Origin of the sequence: Metabacillus sp. cB07, from assembly GCF_016839225.1 — a bacterium.
In the GTDB taxonomy this organism is placed as follows: Bacteria; Bacillota; Bacilli; order Bacillales; family Bacillaceae; genus Bacillus_P; species Bacillus_P indicus.
Map to the genome: position 1 here is coordinate 2,577,680 of NZ_CP069296.1, position 19,268 is coordinate 2,596,947.

The following is a 19,268-nucleotide window of genomic DNA, read 5'->3' on the forward strand; positions in this document are numbered from 1 at the left end:
CTTTATTTCTCATCTGACTGGTCAGCCGGCTTTTCAATCACTGTTCCTTCAAGCACAGCTTCCATTTCCTTTTTAATGCCGTACCAGTTTTTATTGGTATGGCCTGCAAGGAGAATGGCATCCCCGTTCCGCCTGATCCAAATGCGGCGGTGATTCCAGTACATGCCCTGAGTGACACCGATCATGAAAATGGCTCCGCCAAGTCCAAGGAACCAGAGGGTATTGTCTTTTCTAACCGTAAGAGCAGAAAGGTTTTTCGTTTCGACTCCTTCAAACTTCATCTTCATCTGATTATCTTCACTCGGCTCAATCGTCTGCTGAATCGCAACAAAACTCGTCTCGCCCTCAGGTTTATCAGGAGAAATCATTTTAAAAACAAATGCCGGGTTATCCGGTATTCTTGTTTTCGTTGCCGGCTCTCCCTCGCTGTTGAAATAAAAATCAGGAAGGTAGCTTGCAACTTCCACTTTATAGCCATTGCCAAGGTCATACTGTTTTTTCGGATCAAGCAGATCTATGGCAAGTTCACCAAAGCTCTCTTCCGTCTCTTTGTCTATCAGACTGAATTTCATCTTGTTTAATTCGTTCAGTTTGAAATCAACTTGATAAAGAGCATACGAATCATGCTTTAACGGCTGATTCACTTTAATCTGCTCATCCTTTATTTTCTCAAGCTCAGGATCTGCGCCAATTAGCGCTTCCCCTATTCGTTCAAATAAGGTGACGTTTGTCTGATAGTTTTTGGCTACACTGCCGTCTCCTACTCTAGTAATCGCGTTTTCAAATACTTCATCTTCGCTTTCTTTCTGGTAGGTTTCCATAATGAACTGATCGCTTTTCAGAAAATACTTGCCGTCTGTTCCGGGGATGACCTTTGTTTCTCCTTCGCGGATCCACAAGACATCATCCACATACATGCCCGGCACAAACCTGAGCATCGCTCCAAACAAAAAGATGATCAGACCGATGTGGTTGACATAAGGTCCCCATCTGGAAAAACGGTTTTTTTCAGCCAACAGGCTGCCGTTCTCTTCTCTGACATGATAGCGTTTTCTCTCAAGCTTTTCTTTCACCATTTTCAGCTGCGCATCTGCGTCAGTGACAGACGGTGTCTCGCTGAACAGGCGCTGTCTTCTCATAAAACTTTCATGGCGCGTGATTCCCTGCTTTTTCAGCGCCCTGTAAAGCGGTACAAACCGGTCAAGGCTTGCAATGACAAGCGAAGCCGCCAGCGCCCCAATCAGGACGATATACCACCACGAGCTGAAAAGTTCATGAAATCCAAGCTGATAATAAAGCTGGCCGATTACGCCGTATTCTTCCCGGTAGAAATCTTTAGGCGTCACATTCGGCGGTATGTACATCACTTGAGGAAGAATGGTGCCGATCGCTGACGCTATTAAAATCAGAACGATAATCCAAATCCCGACTTTTACGGAAGAAAAGAAATTCCAGATCTTGTCGACCGGGGTTCTTTTATAGGTCTGGGACCGTCTTGCACTGCCGTCATACTTCATATCAAGCAGCTTGCTTCCGTTCTCCTTTTCCTGAATAGGACGGCCGCAGGATTCGCAGAGAACCGTTCCATGCGGATTGCTGTGGCCGCATAAGCATTTCACTTCATTCATGATGAAAACTCCCCGTTTACGGCTTGATTGATTCCATATAATCCCTGACCATCCGCTCATTCATCTGGCCAGTGATAATTTCTTTCACTACTCCATTTTTGTCAATGAGAAATGTAGTCGGAAGCGGGACAACTCCATATGCCTCCAGCACCTGCGAGTCTTTATCAAGAACCACGGGAAAAGATAAATCATATGTTTCCATAAAGCTCTGCACGGCAACGTTTGACTCTGCGATGTTCACGGCAAGAATTTCAACGCCCTGGTCTGAATAATAATCATACTGGCTCTGCATATAGGGCATCTCGCGTTTGCACGGCTCACACCATGTTCCCCAGAAATTCAGAAAAACACCTTTTCCTTTGTAATCAGAAAGCTGGTGCTTTTCCCCTTTCAGGTCTGTTAATACGAAATCAGGCGCCTCGCTGCCAACCTTCACCTTTTCTTTGCTTGAGAAAAAATTTGTGTATAACGTATATCCCAGCGCCCCGGCAAGCAGGGCGAGGATAATGGATCTCATGATCAGACGTCTTTTTTTCTTCATTGAAAACTCTCCCATATCCTCATACATTTCAACTCATTATATCACTGTTTTTTTGGAACATTTTCCTGATAATTTGAAGTTTATGTGAAAATTAAGGCGCTTACTTTCCGAATTTGGCAAGGGATCTGAGCTGTTTTACCTCATGCGGGGAAAGCTCGCGGGCATCGCCTGTTTTCAGTCCCTTCAGGTCAAGGAAGCCGTATGTTTCGCGCTTCAGCTTAAGAACCGGGTGACCAATCGCTTCAAACATGCGGCGCACCTGTCTGTTTCTGCCTTCATGAATCGTCAGTTCCACAATGCTTGTCTGCTTCTTTTTATCAAGAGATACAAACTTCACCTTTGCAGGAGCCGTTTTTCCGTCTTCAAGCATAACCCCTTTTTCAAGCGATCTCAGCGTTTCACGCGGAGGAATGCCTTTGATTTTTGCCACATAGGTTTTTTCAACCTCGCTCTTTGGATGCATCATCAAGTTGGCAAATTCGCCGTCATTTGTCATGATGACAAGGCCGGACGTATCATAATCAAGCCTTCCCACCGGATAGATGCGCTCTTTAATATGCTGGAAGAAATCTGTCACCGTTTTTCTTCCTTTATCGTCAGAAGCAGTCGAGACCACTCCGCGCGGTTTGTAAAGAATAAAATACACAGGTTCTTCTTTTTCAACAGGAATTCCGGCAACTTCAACACGGTCATTTCCGGATACTTTTATCCCAAGCTCCCGGACTGTTTTTCCATTCACTGTCACTTTTCCTTCTAATATAAGCTCTTCCGCTTTCCTTCTTGATGCAAGGCCTGCGTGAGCTATCACTTTTTGCAAACGTTCCATTCTTTTCACCTCGTTAACATCTTACTGCTAAAAATTTGATTAGACAAGTTTACGTGGCATGCACGAAGCCTTATTATCTCACAAAAATGATGCGCCTGCTCAAAAATCTTCATAACCGCCCATTCAGGCATATAAAAAAGCCTTCCAGGTGAGGAAGACTTGTATTCTCTGCCATTAAAAAGCAAGCATCACAATAAAAATAGCGGCCGCGATTCCAAGCAAGTCTGCGAGAAGCCCCACTTTCAGCGCATCCCCCATTCTTTTCACACCGACTGCACCGAAATATACCGTCAGGATGTAGAGCGTTGTATCCGTGCTGCCCTGCATGACTGCAGCCAGCCTTCCGATAAAAGAATCCGGTCCGTAGGCGGCAATCAAATCTGTCGTCATGCCAAGAGCGGCAGTACCTGATATCGGCCGGATAAACGCAAGGGGAACAATTTCACTCGGCACACCAATTGCATTCAGTGCAGGTTTCATCATCCCGACGAAAAACTCAAGCGCACCAGATGCGCGAAAAATGGTGATGGCTACAAGCATTCCTACTAAATAAGGAATAATTGAAAAGGCAATCTCAATTCCTTCCTTGCCGCCTTCAACAAACGTTTCATAGGTCGGCACTTTCTTAAACGTGCCGTAAAGAAGAATGAACCCGATCATCAGGGGAATCATCCATAGAGATATGATACTGACAAGCCCCATCCCTATCTCCTCTCCTTCCGCATTCTTCTATGGTAGAAATAGCGGTCTATCAGAATGGCGCCAATGGCGGAAATGATGGTTGCAAGCAGGGTAGGTCCAACAATATCAGTTGGTGACTTTGACCCGTACGTCATCCTCACCGCAATGACTGTTGTTGGAATCAGCGTAATACTTGATGTGTTCAGTGCGAGAAACGTAATCATCGACCTGCTTGCATCCGTTTTATTCCCATTCAGCTTTTTCATCTGTTCCATCGCTTTAATGCCAAGAGGGGTGGCTGCATTGCCAAGTCCGAAAAGGTTCGCCATCATGTTCGACAGAATGTAGCCCATTGCAGGGTGTTCAGGAGGGATCTCCGGAAAGAGTCTTTTAACAAGCGGCTTAAACAAATTGCTCAATTTTTCAAGAAGTCCTGCTTTTTCCGCCACCTTCATCAGACCAAGCCAGAACACAAGCACACTGATCAAGCCGATGCTGATCGTAACAGCATCTTTAGCCCCTTTAAAAACCGCAGCATTCACTTCTTCCATCGTGCCGTTCACCATGGCAAATACAATTCCGATGACGGTCAGCCCCACCCATATGATGTTAATCATGTCCGCTGTAGCCCGCTCCGATAAAAAATAGCTTCCGGAATTTTTCCCAAAGAGGGGCATTCGGTTTGTTTGTCAGGCCATTATCATAGTAAATGGGCACTTCATCGACACGTTCATCTTCTACAATAACGGACATTTTCCCGACGACATTCGGAACATCTTCCGGCTTATCCCATTTTTTATCCGGTTTGATGAGCGTGATGTCGATTCTGATTTCATCCTCCTCTTCATCATTCAGCGGATAGTACACATCTCTTTTGATGAAAAGACGGTTCTTATAGATCTTCTCCTGAATATCTTTCAGCGTTCCCGACTCTTTCACTTTAAAAAGCTCATAATCTCTGTATGCCATATTGAACATGGCAATATGATCATTCCAGTCATCAGAAGCATCAATCGTCACAGCCACAAGGTTCATGCCCTCTTTAGAAGCAGTTGACACAAGCGTCCGCTTCGCCCGTTTCGTATACCCCGTTTTCCCGCCTGTGCTGTACTCATAAAGACTTGTCAGCAGTTTATTTTTGTTTCTCCAAACACGGTCCCACTGCTCATTCGGATTGGGAGCACGGTGCACCTTAGTGCCTGATATTTTCTGATACATCGGGTTTTGCATGGCATGCCTTGTCAGAATCGCCATATCATAGGCAGTTGAATAATGGTTTTCATGATCATCCAGACCGTGCGGATTCGCAAACTCCGTGTTCATCATGCCGATTTCCGCCGCCTTCTGGTTCATCATATGGACAAACCCTTCAACACTTCCTCCGACATGTTCTGCTATTGCGACAGCCGCATCATTTCCGGAACGGAGCATCAGGCCGTACACAAGGTCCTCAAGCTTGATCTTCTCCCCCTCCTGAAGGTACACCGCCGACCCTTCAGTATGTATCGCGCGATTGCTGACCGTTGCCTTTTCATCCATCTTTCCGGATTCAATCGCAAGAATGGCCGTCATAATTTTAGTAATGCTCGCGATTCTCCGTTTTGTATGGGCGTCTTTTTCAAAAAGGATTCTTCCTGATTCCTGTTCAAGCAGTACAGCACTTCTTGCACTGACGCCCATCGCATCAGCCTTATGCGGCAGACCCGAAATAAGCAAAAGGCAAACAAGTGCGGTCACTGCGATCTGTTTCCATTGCCGCACAGCCCCCACGTCCTTTGATCGTTTTGTACAAGTTTATGCGGATGGACAAAGGTTATGAAGGAATAATTTTTGCTTTTGGAAAGAAAGTGTCATTTCGGTAGAGTGGTTGCTTACCCTCGCAGATCGTTTTACAGTTTGCGAGGGTACGATTTGTGACTTTGCTTACCCTCGCAAATCGTTTCTCGGTTTCCGAGGGTGCGATTCATGAGTTTGCTTACCCTCCCAGATCGTTTTTCGGTTTCCGAGGGTACGATTCACACGCTTGCTTACCCTCCCAGATCGTTTTTTAGTTTACGAGGGTACGATTCATGGGTTTGCTTACCCTCCCAGATCGTTTCTCGGTTTACGAGGGTACGATTCGAGCCTTTGCTTACCCTCCTAGATCGATTTACAGTTTACGAGGGTACGATTCATGGGTTTGCTTACCCTCCCAGATCGTTTCTCGGTTTCCGAGGGTACGATTCGCTCGCTTGCTTACCCTCCCAGATCGTTTCTCGGTTTACGAGGGTACGATTCGAACCTTTGCTTACCCTCCCAGATCGATTAACAGTTTACGAGGGTACGATTCGTCCGGTTGCTTACCCCAAAATCAAATTCAGGCACTCACTTCGTCACAATTCCGCAAAACAAAAAAACAGCTGCCCACTGGACAGCTGCTCACATCTTTATTTAGATTGAATCATTTTTGTGCGGTAATCGGTTTCGTAGTACTCAAGCTCTTCACGGATCTCCTGAAAGCCGCTTTCGAGCGAAGCAATCATCGTTTGAAGAGTTGCCGGTACAGCATGGCGGTATTTGATGGCATTTTTGCCTGTATAGGCTGACCTGCTGTCTTCATACCACACATCATTTTTCGGATTATAAAACTCTTCAATGCACTGATGATAAATTTTATAGAGCGCCTTTTCGGCAGCAGGCTTTCTGAAGGGCTCGTTCTGAAGCACGATTTTGCAAGCTTCAAGCCCTTCCTCACAGTAGACGGACAGCCTTCTCAGATTGCGGAAAAGATCTTCGTAATACTCCTCTTCTCCTCCCGCTTCCTCGTTTAAAAAGGATGAGATTGTCGCATGGTTTAAAAACGTATTCAACTCATTGACGACATTCCCCAAAAAACGTTCTACTTGTTCTGTTTGTGCTTTTACAATGGCATTTCCCACTTGAGACACTTCCCTTCCGTTTGTTTAGATTTCTTTATGTACAGTCATTTTCATTTTTTCAGCAGCATCTTTCATACTGATCCTGCCATGCTCTTTAATGTGAGCCGGAATCTCCAGGGCCTGCTGGAGATTGATTCCATCCAAGTACTTGAGAAAAACATCCTGTTCATTTACATAAAATCGTTTCCGCTTTAAGAGCGATTCATTTTGAATAATGCAAATTAACGCCAGTACATCCTTTATTGCCGCATCTTTGAAAAGGCCAGGGTTTTGGCCGGCAAACACCTCTTCAAAGTACCTGACATACAGGACGTGAAACGTTTTTTCGGTTTTACCTGTGACAATCGTGATTTCAGAGCGGTTAAAAAAATCCTCGGATGTATTCGGCATCTCTTTTTCTAACTCATAGCCTCTGCACATGGTTATGTACACCTGATTGCCCTCCTGATTTAGATTCAAAAAAAGGAACAAAGAGTGTCCTTTGTTCCGTTGTACCCTATTTTACCACAGGTTTTGCTTCAATTGTGTAAATTATTTGATTTCTTCAAATGTCTGATTGAAATTTTCAAAAAAGAGATCGGCTTCTTCTCCGAACGCCTCGTCGTCTTCTTTTTCGGGAAGAGGAGGAAGCTCTTTAATGTTCTTCAGTCCGAAATGCTCGAGAAATTCCTTGGTCGTTCCATAGAGAATGGCCCGTCCTGTTCCTTCCGCCCGTCCGACTTCTTTCACGAGAACCTTGGCTGTGAGTGTCTGAAGGGGGCGCTCGGATTTGACCCCTCTTATCTCTTCAATTTCCGCTCTAGTAATCGGCTGTCTGTAGGCTACTATCGCAAGAATTTCAAGGGCTGCCTGCGACAGGGAGCTGTGGTTAGGTGTTTCAACCAGTTTCTTTAAATAAGCGGCATGCTTTTTTTTCGTTGTCAGCTGATAAACACCTGCGACTTCGATCAATTCAATGCCCCGCTGCTTTTTCTTATACTCTTTTTGAAGTTCTTCTATTGCTTCTGCTACAACCTCTTCTTCAATCTCAAGCACGGCTGTGAGCTGTTTTTTTGAAAGCCCCTCATCACCTGCAGCAAAAAGCAGGGCTTCCATAATGGATTTCCATTTCTCCAAGGCTTTAAACCCTCCCCAGAATATAAATATCTGAAAAATTTTCTTCCTGTTCAATCATGATGCTGTTGTTTTTCATCAATTCCAAGATGGCAAGAAAGGTTACCACTAGATGATCCTTCTGGTCTGAGGGAAACAGCTCGGTGAATTTGCGTCTGCGGGGATTTCGCCTGAATTCATCAAGTATTTCATCCATCCGCTTCTCAATCGGTATTTCCTGTCTGGCAATTTTCGTCTGCAGCGGCTTCTGCAGTTTTTTTCTGCGCATCATCTTCTGGAATGCCCCAAGCATATCGTAAATGGTGACATTCACAGAATCTGATCCTGAAGCAGGCTCTGCGGCATATGCGCTGAGATCACTCGGCGGCTTTGTAAAAACCTTCGACCGTTCTTCTTCCATGTGTCTTAAATCATCTGCAGCTTCTTTGTACTTGCGGTATTCAATCAGCCTTCTCATCAGCTCATCGCGCGGATCTTCCTCAGGCTCAAACCCAAAGTCATCCTCTTCAAGCTCTTCTTCATGTTTTGGAAGAAGCATGCCGCTTTTAATGGACAAGAGCGTTGCTGCCATTACCAGATACTCAGACGCCACATCAAGCTGTAGTTCTTTCATTGTATGTATATAGAGCATATACTGCTCGGTTATTTCAGCAACCGGTATATCATAAATATCAATCTCAAGTGTATTGATTAAATGCAGGAGAAGATCCAGCGGCCCCTCAAATGCATCGATTTTCACTTTGTACTGCACGTTCATCCCACCACTTCATTCTGTACCGCTTAAGCAGACTACCCTTTAGTATAGAACATAATGTGATCAATCTCCATTACTATTTTGAGTGATTCAGAGAACAATGAGAAAAAAGTCCAGAACCGGGATATTCGCCCATACACATCAAAGCGCCCTGCATAAGATACCAATGTAAATTCGAAAGTTCTTAAGGAGGAATTAGTAATGGGAGATAAAGGTTTTGGCTACGGTTCTGGATTTGCGCTGATTGTTGTATTGTTCATTTTGTTAATTATCGTTGGAGCTGCTTGGCTGTACTAATCAGCGCCTATTAAAGACAGCAATATTCTGGTGCTCAGGCTGATGAGCACCTTTTGTGTTTCATTTCTTCATGGGAGATGCCCCTTTATGCTAAACTGAAGATACATATTTTCTGATGTGAGGGTGATGTTTTCTGTATCCTAAAGCCTATTTAGATTATTTAGTTCACTTCCACGGAGACCGCGACTATTTTGAATGCCATGAAGTGCTTGAAGAACACTGGAAGGAAGATCCTCCCGGAAAGCGCAAGGCATACTGGGTCGGGCTCATTCAGCTTTCGGTCGGTCTTTATCATTACCGAAGGGAAAACTGGAACGGGGCAGAGCGGATGATTAAAAATGCCATTTCCATTTGTTCGCAGGAAAAAGATGTGCTCGCATCACTCGGCCTGCACCCCGAATCGCTTCTTGAGCTGATGAGAAAAACAGCTCTTGCGATCGAACAAAAGCGGCCATATGAGAGCATAAGTCTCCCTGTTGCTGATGAAGAGCTGCTGAAGCAGGCGAAATCACACTGTATAGAAAACGGCATGACGTGGGGAAACCCAAGCAATCTTGCGGATGCCTCACTTGTTCACAGACATTCCGCGAGGGACCGGTCGGATGTTATTGCAGAACGGAACAGAAGTCTTCTGCAAAAGAAAAAAAACAGATGAAGCATATGCTTCATCTGTTTTTTTGAAATCACGGATTTCTTTAATCCGTGCTCAGGCGTTCTGAAAGTCTGCAGCTAGCAGTCCGGTTCCGTGCACTTTTCGAAAAAAGCTTTTGTCCGTTCATCCGGAACCACTGTTTTTGTTTTGTACTGTTCTTTTAATGCCGCCACCATTTTTCTGCCGATTCCCTGATGACGGTGAGAAGGGTTCACACTTACATGCTGAATCTTCACGCGGTCATCGTCCTCGAACACGACTCCGATTGTGCCGATGATATCATCGTCTTCTTTCCATAGAAACAGCTGCCAGAACTCATCTGCTTCATACTGTTTCATTGTCTGCTGCAAATGCTTTAAATCTTTTTCATTTGGCATAAAAGACAAAAGACCCATGGCAATTTTTTCAAAGCTTTTCTTATAGCGAATTAACATATGAACCCCTCATTAACGAAATAACCTTCCGATTAGAGAAAGCAAAAACAAAAAATTAGAGCCTGTCATCAGACTGATGTTCGGTCCATGTTTCTTCCGTTCACCTAAGCAGATCCCGGATCAGGCAAGAATCACTCTCAGAACATTATAAACAGTTTTCCGGGCTTTTTAAACACTTTTAAGCGAAATTAATCCAATGTGCGCATTAAATTCGCCATTTCGATGGCTGCTACAGCTGCTTCATAGCCTTTATTCCCAGCTTTCGTGCCCGCACGCTCAATCGCCTGTTCAATGGATTCCGTCGTCAGGACACCGAAAATCACCGGAACGCCTGTTGACATTGAAGCCTGTGAAACTCCTTTAGCGGCCTCATTGCAGACATAATCATAATGAGTCGTAGATCCTCTGATGACCGTTCCTAGTGTGATCACTGCATCATATTTGTTTGATGCGGCCATTTTTTTGGCAACCAGCGGTATTTCAAATGCGCCGGGCACCCATGCAATTTCCACGTTCTCTTCCTCTACGCCGTGACGCTTCAGTGCGTCTGTTGCCCCGCTCAAAAGCTTGCTTGTAATGAATTCATTGAATCTACCTACGATAACCGCTACTTTTAATCCTGATCCGACTAAATTACCTTCATATGTTTTCATGACTGTTTCCTCCAATATTATAGGTTGAGTAAATGTCCAAGCTTTCCTTTTTTCGTTTTCATGTAGCCTTCATTTTCTTCTTTAGAAGGCATTTGAATCGGTACGCGGTCCACTACTGTCAGTCCGTACCCTTCAAGCCCTGCAATTTTTCTCGGATTGTTTGTCAGAAGCTTCATCTCTGCCACGCCAAGATCTTTTAATATCTGGGCACCGATTCCGTAATCCCTCAGATCATCGGCAAATCCAAGCTTATGATTGGCTTCAACCGTATCATAGCCTTCTTCCTGGAGGGCATAAGCTTTCATCTTATTTAAAAGGCCGATTCCTCTGCCTTCCTGTCTCATATATAGAAGAATTCCGCTGCCGGCTTCTTCAATCTGAGCAAGAGCTGCATGGAGCTGAGGTCCGCAGTCGCAGCGGTTTGACCCGAACACATCGCCTGTCAGACATTCTGAATGGACGCGTACAAGAGTTGGCTGATCAGGAGAAATGTCTCCTTTCACAAGGGCAATATGCTCCTTGCCGTCAAGAACATTTGAATATCCGACGGCTCTGAACACGCCGAACTCTGTTGGAAGTTTAATATCCGCTTCTCTTTTTACAAGAGCATCAGACACATTGCGGTAATGAATCAGATCTTTAATGGTGATCATTTTCAGGCCATGGTGCTCTGCAATTTCCACTAAATCCGGAACCCGCGCCATTTCTCCGTCTTCTTTAATAATTTCACAGATGACGCCTGCCGGGCTTGCACCAGAGAGCCTCGCAAGATCAACAGCAGCTTCTGTATGCCCTGCCCGTCTCAGCACGCCGCCCTGCTTTGCGACAAGCGGAAAAATATGACCCGGACGTTTAAAGTCTGAAGGAACGGCATCTTCATTTAGAATCGCCATGATCGTATCTGATCGTTCAGAAGCGCTTATCCCTGTTTTGGTGGTTTTATAGTCAATGCTGACAGTAAACGCCGTTCCATGCGGGTCCGTATTGTCGCTGACCATCGGATGAAACTGGAATTTTTCCGCGTATTCCGCTGACAGCGGTACACACACAAGTCCTCTGCCGTGCTTAATCATAAAATTGATCACTTCAGGAGTCGCATGGTCGGCGAGTGCTACAAAATCTCCTTCATTTTCACGGTCTTCATCATCTACGACAATGACAACCTTGCCGTTTTTCAAATCCTCAATTGCCTCACTTATGGAATGAAATGCCATGATGTGTCCTCCATTCTAGTAAAATCCGTTTTCTTTTAAAAAATCAGGTGTAATCGATGAAGAGCCCTGTGACTGGTCGATGAATTTTTTCACATACTTGCCAAGCATGTCACATTCGATGTTAACAATGTCCCCTGCCTCTTTTCCGCCAAGAACGGTTTCAGAAAGAGTATGCGGGATGATGGACACCGTAACTAATTCATTCTCTAGGCCGAAAATTGTGAGGCTGATTCCATCAATGGCGATTGAGCCTTTCATCACAAGTGATGAAGTCAGGTCCCTGCTCGCTTTTATATCGTAATAAACCGCATTTGCAGACGGCCGCTTGCGGATAATCGTACCTGTTCCATCCACATGTCCGGTGACAAAATGCCCCCCGAACCTGCCTCCTGCAGCCATCGCCCGTTCAAGATTTACGTTTGATCCCTGTTTTAAGGCGTTCAGCGAGGTAGCCTTCACGGTTTCAGGCATCACATCCACTGTAAACGAGGATGATGTGAACTTTGTCACCGTCAGGCACACACCGTTCACGGATATACTGTCGCCAAGCTTCACATCTTCCAAAACGTTTGACGCATGAATGGTCATTTCAATGGCTTTATCGCTTCCGCTCATGCTGCCGATCGTGCCGATTTCTTCAATAATTCCTGTAAACATCCTGCACTACCCCTCCTTCTTCACGCAGACAAGCTTCAGATCTTCTCCAATCAGCTCGGCTGACTTAATTTTCAGCCGGACGGCTTTGTTTATTTCCTTAATCCCTGTTCCTCCTGCAAGAGACGGGGCACCTTCCCCTCCAATCAGAACGGGAGCCGTATAGCTGATGACTTCATTAAACATGCCGCTTTCAATAAAACTTCCATGTACCGTTGCGCCGCCTTCTACAAACAATGACGTCACACCCATTTCACCGAGGGTCTGCAGCAATTCCTCCATTTTTATGGAGGGCGTGTTCATTTTTATCACGTTGGCTTTCTTTTCAAGCCGGTTTACTTTTTCAGCAGGTGCTCCGCTTCCGGCGATCAGCCACGTTTCCGCAAGACCGTCATTCAGCACGGCGGCTGTTTCCGGAATTCTCAAATGCGTATCAAGCACAATTCGGACAGGCTGCTTTTTAGCATGCTCCGTCCTGCATGTTAAAGACGGATTATCTTTTATAACTGTTTCAATACCGGTAAGTATGGCATCGTGCCTCTCTCTGTAGGAGTGGACATCCTTCCTTGCCTCTTCCCCGGTGATCCATTTGCTCTCTCCAGTGACAGTGGCTGTTTTGCCGTCAAGACTCCCAGCCCACTTCAGCGTAACAAACGAACGTTTCTTTTGAATATAATGGAAAAAGATTTTGTTCAGCTCTGCAGCTTCTTCTTTTAAGACGCCAAGCTCCACTTCAATCCCGGCATCACGGAGTTTCCTTATTCCTCTGCCGGCAACTGCGGGATTCGGGTCTTCCACAGCCACAACCACTCTTTTCACTTTGGACTGAATAAGCAGATCCGCACAAGGCGGAGTCTTCCCGTGATGGCTGCATGGCTCAAGCGTCACATAAACAGTCGACCCTTCAGCCTCAGCACCCGCCATCCTGATCGCATGAACTTCTGCGTGCGGCTCTCCCGCTTTAAGATGTGCACCAAGACCGACAATCCTGCCGTCCTTCACCACAGCCGCACCAACATGCGGATTGGGCGACGTCTGCCCGATTCCCTGCTCTGCCAAGCGCAGAGCGGTCATCATATACTCGCGATCCTCCAAAACCATATCCCCTTTCTTTTAGAATGCAAAAAAGCCCGCAGGTTGATACCTGGGGGCTTGTCAGGGATTATTGGTCACATTCGCATGCCAAACAAGAGTACTATCCCTCTGTTTTTTCAGAAAAATAATACCCGCACGTCAACACTGTGTTCCTTCTCCCATCCAGACTATACTGTCGGCTCCAGAATTTCACTGGATCCACCGCCTGCACACTGTGCAGCCGGGTCACGGACTGAAAAGCATCTGCTTTATCACCGCCGGTTGGGAATTTCACCCTGCCCCGAAGGAAAACAATGAGTATGAAATTGTTCCTTTCTATCATCTTATCCGGATATGCGGAAGATTGCAACGATTTAATTCCGGGGTTTTCTTATTGGAGATTGATTTTTCTTCTTAGAAAGGGTTGCTGGTTTTTTTAAGGTGAGATACGGACGTTTGCTTACCCTCCCAAATCGTTTCTCGGTTCGCGAGGGTACAATTCCCGCGCTTGCTTACCCTCCCACATCGTTTTACGGTTTGCGAGGGTACGATTCAGAACTTTGCTTACCCTCTCAAATCGTTTCTCGGTTTGCGAGGGTACGATTCCCGCGCTTGCTTACCCTCCCAGATCGTTTTACGGTTTCCGAGGGTACGGTTCAGAACTTTGCTTACCCTCTCAAATCGTTTCTCGGTTTGCGAGGGTACGATTCCCGCGCTTGCTTACCCTCCCACATCGTTTTACGGTTTGCGAGGGTACGATTCAGAACTTTGCTTACCCTCTCAAATCGTTTCTCGGTTTGCGAGGGTACGATTCCCGCGCTTGCTTACCCTCCCAGATCGTTTTACGGTTTGCGAGGGTACGATTCAACTGTGTCTACAATTACTTACGTGGCACATAATGTGTAGCTTTGCCAGTCCCGGTTTGTAAAAAATGACTGTTTAAGATTTTCCTGATGGTCTTTTTCGATTTTACTAAATGGCACCATTCCCAAATTTGTTCAACAGTCATCTTTCTTTGTGGAAAAAGAAACTGATATTCTTCAATAGCCCGCAGGATTGCAGGAATATAGGCTTCCGTAGTTTTACAATTTGAGCAACGAAAATATGGATTTGCAAATGAAGTATAAATGTTACCGCAAAACCTGCACCCCACCCCCTTCTCAAGCTCATCATACTCATACTCAGGCAGCCGCTCAAAACGGGATTCCTCCTGATGGAGTGCCAAAAGCTTCTCCGCAAGCTTCGAGTGAATGGCTTTAAGCGGGGCGGCACTATTCTTTTTTAGTGTTTTGGCAAAACGGTCCAGCTGGGAATGAAAAATAATGGGGTGTGAGGACGATGCTTGATAGAGGTGAAAGCGGGGATTGATAAAAACCAGGATGGCTTCAATCGGAAGCTGAAAGTGGTGTTCCTGCAGCAGGATTCGAAAGAGGGTTTCGTTTCTGCTTAGCTGCAGCAAGGGGTTTTTGACTTCTTTTTTAACCGGAGAGAGCCACTTATCTTTGTCCAGGTGATAGTCTCCTTCGAAGTTCTTCACTTCAAACAAGTAGATTTTTTGCGGCGAAAGGTACAGAGAATCGATTTGATAGGTTGTTTGATTGGTTTCGAGCAGGAGATCGCTCAAGATGATTCCGTTCCCTTGGTGAAGTTTCAGCCACGCCTCAAACTGTTTTTCCCCTTCAAACCCTTTTTCAAGGTTAAGATGGTGGGCTGCTTCTTCTGCATTCAAATTCTTTCGGGCATTCAGCTTTCTGTACATCAGCAGTTCTTTTGATTCTCGCAGATCTTTCAAATGCATTCCTCCTTTCCCCCATCGTATAGCAAGAAGAAAATTCCATCAAATCCCGAAAATCAAATTTTCGCACAAAAAAAAGCTATCCAATTAAGGACAGCTTTCCATTCATCTTATTCTTCCCAGACTTTAACTTCTTTCATTGCATCGCCCTGTTTGATTTTGTAGACGTTGTCCAGTCCTTCAACAACTTGTCCGAAAACAGTGTGGACGCCGTTCAAATGAGGCTGTGGCTCGTGAACGATGAAGAATTGGCTGCCGCCAGTGTCTTTTCCGGCATGCGCCATTGAAAGAGCTCCCGCAACGTGCTTGTGAGGGTTTCCTGCTGTTTCGCATTTGATTGAGTAGCCAGGGCCGCCTGCGCCAGTTCCAGTCGGGTCTCCGCCTTGTGCAACGAAGCCAGGGATAACGCGGTGGAATGTTACGCCGTTGTAGAAGCCTTCGTTTGCAAGCTTTTCGAAGTTTTCTACTGTTTTAGGTGCTGCTTCAGGATAAAATTCGATCACCATTTGATCGCCGTTTTCCATTGTAATTTGACCTTTTTTCATATGTATGAAACCTCCTGCATCTTTTTTTCGTCTAATAGACTGAACGTTATTCATTCTACTATATAACGTTTCATAAAGCCAAACAGTTCGCTGTTTTCCTGAAAAAACCTGTCGCCAAACCGATAAAGACATTATAATGAAGATTGCTGTCATAAAGAAGGAGGTCTTTTTTTTGAAAAAGATAATGATTACCGCATTCTCACTGGCACTGCTTGCTTTTCCGTCAATGGGACTCGCCGATGCAGCACCCGGAGACAAAATTATTACACTTGGAAAGAACTTAACAGAAGCACAGAAGGATTCCATGCTGTCTGAAATGGGAGCGGATGACAGTGCTCAAGTCATAGAAGTGACAAACGAAGAAGAACATAAATATCTTGGAAACTATATTCCGAAGGCGCAAATTGGCACGAGAGCGATTTCCTCTTCAGCCATTACGATTGAAGAGAGCGGCGCAGGCCTTGAAGTAAATACGAAAAATGTCAATTGGGTAACGGATGAAATGTATTTGAACGCCTTGATGACAGCAGGCGTAAAAGATGCTTCCATCCAGGTTTCAGCCCCATTTGAGGTATCCGGCACAGCAGCTTTGACAGGTTTGCTGAAAGCTTATGAAGTAAGTTCAGACGAGGCCATTCCAGAAGATGTGAAACAGGTGGCGAACGAAGAACTTGTTAAAACAGCTGAACTCGGCGACAAAGTCGGACAGGAAAACGCAAGTGCGCTCATGGCTAAAATTAAAGAAGACATAGCGAAAAACGGAGTTCCTGAGACAGATGCCGAGTTCCGCGAGCTGATTGAAACATCAGCAAACGACCTGGGCATTACACTGTCTGAAGAAGAAATCAACAGCCTTGTAGCCCTGTTCAATAAAATGAAAGACGTCAACATCGACTGGAATCAAGTAGGACAGCAGCTTGATCAGGCAAAAGACAAGATTTCAAAATTCATTGATTCAGAGGAAGGCCAGAACTTCCTTGATCAGCTGAAAGAGTTTTTTATTGCTCTTTGGGATGCTATTATAGCTATTTTCAGCAATAAAGATAACGCCTAATGCAAACAGCCTGCAGAAACGATTTCTGCGGGCAGTTTTTTATCTGATTTCATAGTCCCTGCATTTTTCATAAAAGCTTGTTTTCCCAATTCCAAGAAGCTTTGCCGCCTCCAATTTGTTTCCTTTCGCTTCTGATAACGCATGGAGTATGGCTCTCTTTTCAGCTTCGGCTACAATGCTCTTAAGCGGTTTCACAGGACCCTCGAATGTATTCCCGTTTACAGGCTTCAGCGGCGGGCCCGCATTGTATGGCATGCTTTGGCTCTGTTCTTCTTTCTGTAGATAAAGCGGCAGATGTTCCGGATAGATGATTTGTCCGTCGAGCACATTTACAGCCCGTTCGAGCACGTTTTCAAGTTCCCGGATGTTTCCGGGCCACTTATGCCGTTCAAGATCATGCATCGCTTCTTCTGATAGATCCAGACCATATCTGTGAAACTTTGTCTCTAGTTTTTTCAAAAGAACTCTTGAGATCGGAACTATATCTTCCTTTCGGTCCAAAAGTGAGGGAATCTCAATTTTTATCACATTGAGCCTGTAGTAGAGGTCCTCTCTGAATTCACCGTCCAACACCATCTTCTCCAGATTCCTGTGTGTTGCGGCAATGACCCTTACATCAATTTGAACAAGGCCCCTGCCGCCGATGCGTTCGATTTCTTTTTCCTGCAGCACGCGAAGCAGCTTGCTTTGCATCTGAAGGGGAAGATCGCCTATCTCGTCGAGAAAAATAGTGCCCCCGTGCGCAAGCTCAAACTTCCCCTTTTTCCCTCCTCTTTTAGCACCGGTAAACGAACCTTCTTCATATCCGAAGATTTCCGATTCAAATAGGTGCTCAGGGATGGATGCGCAGTTTACTCTCATAAAAGGGGCGAATTTTCTCCCGCTTGTCTGATGAATGGCGTGGGCAAACAGTTCTTTACCAGTTCCGGACGCTCCAAGAAGGAGCACGGCCGACTGACTGTCTGAAACTCTTTCTGCGAGCGTTTTGGCTTCCGTAAATTTCGGGCTGCTTCCTACAAGATCCCCGAAATGGTATTTGCTGAAGAGCTCCTTTTCGAATTTCCTTTTATAATAGTTCAACTCTTCCATGATCGGCTGGATTTTCTTCGAGTAATCAATCCATTCCTGTGCATTGCGGAACATAACCGTCCCGACAGCGCCAACGAGCTCTCCTTTAACATAGAGGGGATAGCGGTTTGCAATCATTTCGCTCCCCTTAATAGGATGGATGGATGCGACTTCAGCCTGTCCGGTTTTGGCGACAATCTGCATTCTTGTGTTTTCAATCACATCCTGAACAGGCTTTCCGATTGATTCTTCGGCATTGACATTTAAAAACTCGCAATAGGCAGAATTGAGATAAAGAACCGTCCCCTCATGGTCCACTACCACCATGCATTCAGCTGCCAAGTTGATGACCTCTTCAATCCAGTCTGCAGGAAGCTTTTCCATGAGCCCTTTCATCCTCTTCACCTCTTCCCTTTCTTTTAACCGTTTACATTTATGTTCATCTTACACGGACGGATTGATAAAAATCAATAGATTAGGAGATTCAGCACCGGCATTTATACTGGAAAAATAAAGCATATAAAAAAGACAGCATGTCCCGCTGTCTTTTTCCCCTCTTATTGAACTGTATATCCGCCGTCAAGAATCGCTGCCTGACCAGTTATTCCTTTCGCTTTGTCGCTTGCAAGGAAAACGGCATAATCCGCAATTTCCTGAACAGCGAGAAGTCTCTTTTGCGGAACGAGCGGATAGATCACCTGCTCGAGCACGCGTTCTAGCTCTACATTTCTTGTTTTTGCAAGATCTGCGAGCTGATTGCGCACAAGCGGAGTATCCACGTAGCCGGGGCAGAGGGCATTAACGGTAATGCCATGTTCTGCCCCTTCGAGCGCCGCTACTTTTGTTAATCCGATGACACCATGCTTTGCACTGTTATATGCTGCTTTTCCGGCGAATCCGATGACCCCGTTTATGGATGCCATGTTAATGATTCTCCCGAATTTTTGTTTTTTCATGATCGGGAAAGCATGCTTTGTGGCGACAAACGGCGCTGTCAGCATGACTTTAATCAGAAATTCAAACCGGTCAGTCGGAAATTCCTCAATTGGCGAGACATGCTGCAGTCCTGCATTGTTGACCAGAATATCCAGGCGTCCGTATTGTTTTTGGACGGTTTCAATCGCTCCAATCATCTCGTCTTCCTTTGTTACATCGCACGCCGCCGCAATAGATTCAAATCCTTCATCCTTCAGCTTTGATGCAGCTGCTTCTGCTGCTTCTCTATTAATATCTGAAATAACGACCGCAGCACCTTCTCTAGCATACTCTTTTGCTATTTCAAAGCCGATCCCGCCTGCAGCGCCTGTGATCAGCGCTGTTTTTCCGCTGAGTAATTGGTTCATCGCCATACTCCTTTCTATCTGTAG

At 45.4% G+C, this 19,268-nt stretch carries 22 protein-coding genes and 1 riboswitch; of the genes, 3 read left to right on the top strand and 19 right to left on the bottom strand.

The genetic code is table 11. The features are described 5' to 3' along the window. Positions 1–2 precede the first annotated feature (2 nt). The 10 genes from resB to JOJ89_RS13135 all read right to left on the bottom strand — a co-directional run bounded on the left by resB (position 3) and on the right by JOJ89_RS13135 (position 8,464). On the bottom strand, positions 3–1,628 hold the full coding sequence (gene resB, locus JOJ89_RS13090; RefSeq protein ID WP_203287731.1) for a cytochrome c biogenesis protein ResB: 1,626 nt from the start codon (positions 1,626–1,628) through the stop codon (positions 3–5). Positions 1,629–1,644: 16 nt separating this feature from the next. Next, positions 1,645–2,169, bottom strand: coding sequence for a thiol-disulfide oxidoreductase ResA (resA, locus tag JOJ89_RS13095; protein ID WP_029566083.1), 525 nt, complete (start codon positions 2,167–2,169; stop codon positions 1,645–1,647). Between the two features lie 100 nt (positions 2,170–2,269). After that, positions 2,270–2,995, bottom strand: a complete 726-nt coding sequence (gene rluB, locus JOJ89_RS13100) for a 23S rRNA pseudouridine(2605) synthase RluB (RefSeq protein ID WP_029280139.1) — start codon at positions 2,993–2,995, stop codon at positions 2,270–2,272. Between the two features lie 174 nt (positions 2,996–3,169). Continuing rightward, complete coding sequence (locus JOJ89_RS13105; RefSeq protein ID WP_029566084.1) at positions 3,170–3,697, bottom strand: spore maturation protein; 528 nt, start codon at positions 3,695–3,697, stop codon at positions 3,170–3,172. Positions 3,698–3,699: 2 nt separating this feature from the next. After that, on the bottom strand, positions 3,700–4,293 hold the full coding sequence (locus tag JOJ89_RS13110; protein WP_029280135.1) for a nucleoside recognition domain-containing protein: 594 nt from the start codon (positions 4,291–4,293) through the stop codon (positions 3,700–3,702). After that, positions 4,286–5,437, bottom strand: a complete 1,152-nt coding sequence (locus tag JOJ89_RS13115; protein ID WP_481825258.1) for a D-alanyl-D-alanine carboxypeptidase family protein — start codon at positions 5,435–5,437, stop codon at positions 4,286–4,288. Before JOJ89_RS13115 ends, JOJ89_RS13110 begins: the two co-directional genes overlap by 8 nt. 665 nt (positions 5,438–6,102) lie before the next feature. Continuing rightward, a complete protein-coding gene (locus JOJ89_RS13120) occupies positions 6,103–6,594 on the bottom strand; it encodes a DUF3907 family protein (protein WP_029566085.1) in 492 nt (163 codons plus the stop codon). Between the two features lie 24 nt (positions 6,595–6,618). Beyond that, positions 6,619–7,026, bottom strand: a complete 408-nt coding sequence (locus tag JOJ89_RS13125) for a hypothetical protein (protein ID WP_203287733.1) — start codon at positions 7,024–7,026, stop codon at positions 6,619–6,621. Between the two features lie 99 nt (positions 7,027–7,125). Next, a complete protein-coding gene (gene scpB, locus JOJ89_RS13130) occupies positions 7,126–7,710 on the bottom strand; it encodes an SMC-Scp complex subunit ScpB (RefSeq protein ID WP_277987827.1) in 585 nt (194 codons plus the stop codon). 4 nt (positions 7,711–7,714) lie between these two features. Further along, complete coding sequence (locus tag JOJ89_RS13135; RefSeq protein WP_203287735.1) at positions 7,715–8,464, bottom strand: segregation/condensation protein A; 750 nt, start codon at positions 8,462–8,464, stop codon at positions 7,715–7,717. 198 nt (positions 8,465–8,662) lie between these two features. Here JOJ89_RS13135 and JOJ89_RS13140 point away from each other — a divergent pair, with 198 nt between their 5' ends. Both JOJ89_RS13140 and JOJ89_RS13145 read left to right on the top strand, forming a co-directional pair. Continuing rightward, entirely contained in the window at positions 8,663–8,758 is a 96-nt protein-coding gene (locus JOJ89_RS13140; protein WP_081414149.1) for a YjcZ family sporulation protein, read from the top strand. A gap of 133 nt (positions 8,759–8,891) precedes the next feature. After that, positions 8,892–9,413: a DUF309 domain-containing protein gene (locus JOJ89_RS13145; RefSeq protein ID WP_203290345.1), complete on the top strand. Its 522-nt coding sequence runs from the start codon at positions 8,892–8,894 to the stop codon at positions 9,411–9,413. Between the two features lie 74 nt (positions 9,414–9,487). Here the strand turns inward: JOJ89_RS13145 and JOJ89_RS13150 are convergent, their stop codons facing one another. The 7 genes from JOJ89_RS13150 to JOJ89_RS13180 all read right to left on the bottom strand — a co-directional run bounded on the left by JOJ89_RS13150 (position 9,488) and on the right by JOJ89_RS13180 (position 15,779). Continuing rightward, positions 9,488–9,844 (bottom strand): GNAT family N-acetyltransferase, encoded by a 357-nt coding sequence (locus JOJ89_RS13150; protein ID WP_029280123.1) that lies wholly within the window; start codon positions 9,842–9,844, stop codon positions 9,488–9,490. Positions 9,845–10,032: 188 nt separating this feature from the next. Continuing rightward, entirely contained in the window at positions 10,033–10,497 is a 465-nt protein-coding gene (gene ribH / locus JOJ89_RS13155; protein ID WP_029280121.1) for a 6,7-dimethyl-8-ribityllumazine synthase, read from the bottom strand. Between the two features lie 17 nt (positions 10,498–10,514). Continuing rightward, positions 10,515–11,711: a bifunctional 3,4-dihydroxy-2-butanone-4-phosphate synthase/GTP cyclohydrolase II gene (locus tag JOJ89_RS13160; protein ID WP_203287737.1), complete on the bottom strand. Its 1,197-nt coding sequence runs from the start codon at positions 11,709–11,711 to the stop codon at positions 10,515–10,517. Positions 11,712–11,726: 15 nt separating this feature from the next. Beyond that, entirely contained in the window at positions 11,727–12,368 is a 642-nt protein-coding gene (gene ribE, locus JOJ89_RS13165) for a riboflavin synthase (RefSeq protein WP_029280117.1), read from the bottom strand. A gap of 6 nt (positions 12,369–12,374) precedes the next feature. After that, positions 12,375–13,460, bottom strand: a complete 1,086-nt coding sequence (ribD, locus tag JOJ89_RS13170; RefSeq protein ID WP_203287738.1) for a bifunctional diaminohydroxyphosphoribosylaminopyrimidine deaminase/5-amino-6-(5-phosphoribosylamino)uracil reductase RibD — start codon at positions 13,458–13,460, stop codon at positions 12,375–12,377. Positions 13,461–13,606: 146 nt separating this feature from the next. Beyond that, positions 13,607–13,752, bottom strand: a riboswitch (FMN riboswitch). Between the two features lie 567 nt (positions 13,753–14,319). After that, positions 14,320–15,231: a nuclease-related domain-containing protein gene (locus JOJ89_RS13175; RefSeq protein WP_203287740.1), complete on the bottom strand. Its 912-nt coding sequence runs from the start codon at positions 15,229–15,231 to the stop codon at positions 14,320–14,322. Between the two features lie 113 nt (positions 15,232–15,344). After that, positions 15,345–15,779 carry a peptidylprolyl isomerase gene (locus tag JOJ89_RS13180; protein ID WP_029280109.1) on the bottom strand — a complete coding sequence of 145 codons (435 nt, stop codon included), beginning with the start codon at positions 15,777–15,779 and terminating at the stop codon, positions 15,345–15,347. Positions 15,780–15,951: 172 nt separating this feature from the next. On the opposite strand from JOJ89_RS13180, the gene JOJ89_RS13185 reads away from it, so the two are divergent. Continuing rightward, positions 15,952–16,833 (top strand): DUF1002 domain-containing protein, encoded by an 882-nt coding sequence (locus JOJ89_RS13185; protein WP_035206863.1) that lies wholly within the window; start codon positions 15,952–15,954, stop codon positions 16,831–16,833. 39 nt (positions 16,834–16,872) lie between these two features. On the opposite strand, the gene JOJ89_RS13190 is transcribed toward JOJ89_RS13185, so the two are convergent. Further along, complete coding sequence (locus JOJ89_RS13190; RefSeq protein WP_203287751.1) at positions 16,873–18,297, bottom strand: sigma-54 interaction domain-containing protein; 1,425 nt, start codon at positions 18,295–18,297, stop codon at positions 16,873–16,875. Between the two features lie 161 nt (positions 18,298–18,458). After that, positions 18,459–19,244 (bottom strand): 3-hydroxybutyrate dehydrogenase, encoded by a 786-nt coding sequence (locus JOJ89_RS13195; protein ID WP_203287753.1) that lies wholly within the window; start codon positions 19,242–19,244, stop codon positions 18,459–18,461. Between the last annotated feature and the right edge of the window lie 24 nt (positions 19,245–19,268).

Coding starts and splice junctions, on each gene's coding strand:
- resB (WP_203287731.1), bottom strand. CDS start 1,628: ATGAATGAAGTGAAATGCTTATGCGGCCACAGCAATCCGCATGGAACG.
- resA (WP_029566083.1), bottom strand. CDS start 2,169: ATGAAGAAAAAAAGACGTCTGATCATGAGATCCATTATCCTCGCCCTG.
- rluB (WP_029280139.1), bottom strand. CDS start 2,995: ATGGAACGTTTGCAAAAAGTGATAGCTCACGCAGGCCTTGCATCAAGA.
- JOJ89_RS13105 (WP_029566084.1), bottom strand. CDS start 3,697: ATGGGGCTTGTCAGTATCATATCTCTATGGATGATTCCCCTGATGATC.
- JOJ89_RS13110 (WP_029280135.1), bottom strand. CDS start 4,293: ATGATTAACATCATATGGGTGGGGCTGACCGTCATCGGAATTGTATTT.
- JOJ89_RS13135 (WP_203287735.1), bottom strand. CDS start 8,464: ATGAACGTGCAGTACAAAGTGAAAATCGATGCATTTGAGGGGCCGCTG.
- JOJ89_RS13140 (WP_081414149.1), top strand. CDS start 8,663: ATGGGAGATAAAGGTTTTGGCTACGGTTCTGGATTTGCGCTGATTGTT.
- JOJ89_RS13150 (WP_029280123.1), bottom strand. CDS start 9,844: ATGTTAATTCGCTATAAGAAAAGCTTTGAAAAAATTGCCATGGGTCTT.
- ribH (WP_029280121.1), bottom strand. CDS start 10,497: ATGAAAACATATGAAGGTAATTTAGTCGGATCAGGATTAAAAGTAGCG.
- JOJ89_RS13160 (WP_203287737.1), bottom strand. CDS start 11,711: ATGGCATTTCATTCCATAAGTGAGGCAATTGAGGATTTGAAAAACGGC.
- ribE (WP_029280117.1), bottom strand. CDS start 12,368: ATGTTTACAGGAATTATTGAAGAAATCGGCACGATCGGCAGCATGAGC.
- JOJ89_RS13180 (WP_029280109.1), bottom strand. CDS start 15,779: ATGAAAAAAGGTCAAATTACAATGGAAAACGGCGATCAAATGGTGATC.
- JOJ89_RS13190 (WP_203287751.1), bottom strand. CDS start 18,297: ATGAAAGGGCTCATGGAAAAGCTTCCTGCAGACTGGATTGAAGAGGTC.
- JOJ89_RS13195 (WP_203287753.1), bottom strand. CDS start 19,244: ATGAACCAATTACTCAGCGGAAAAACAGCGCTGATCACAGGCGCTGCA.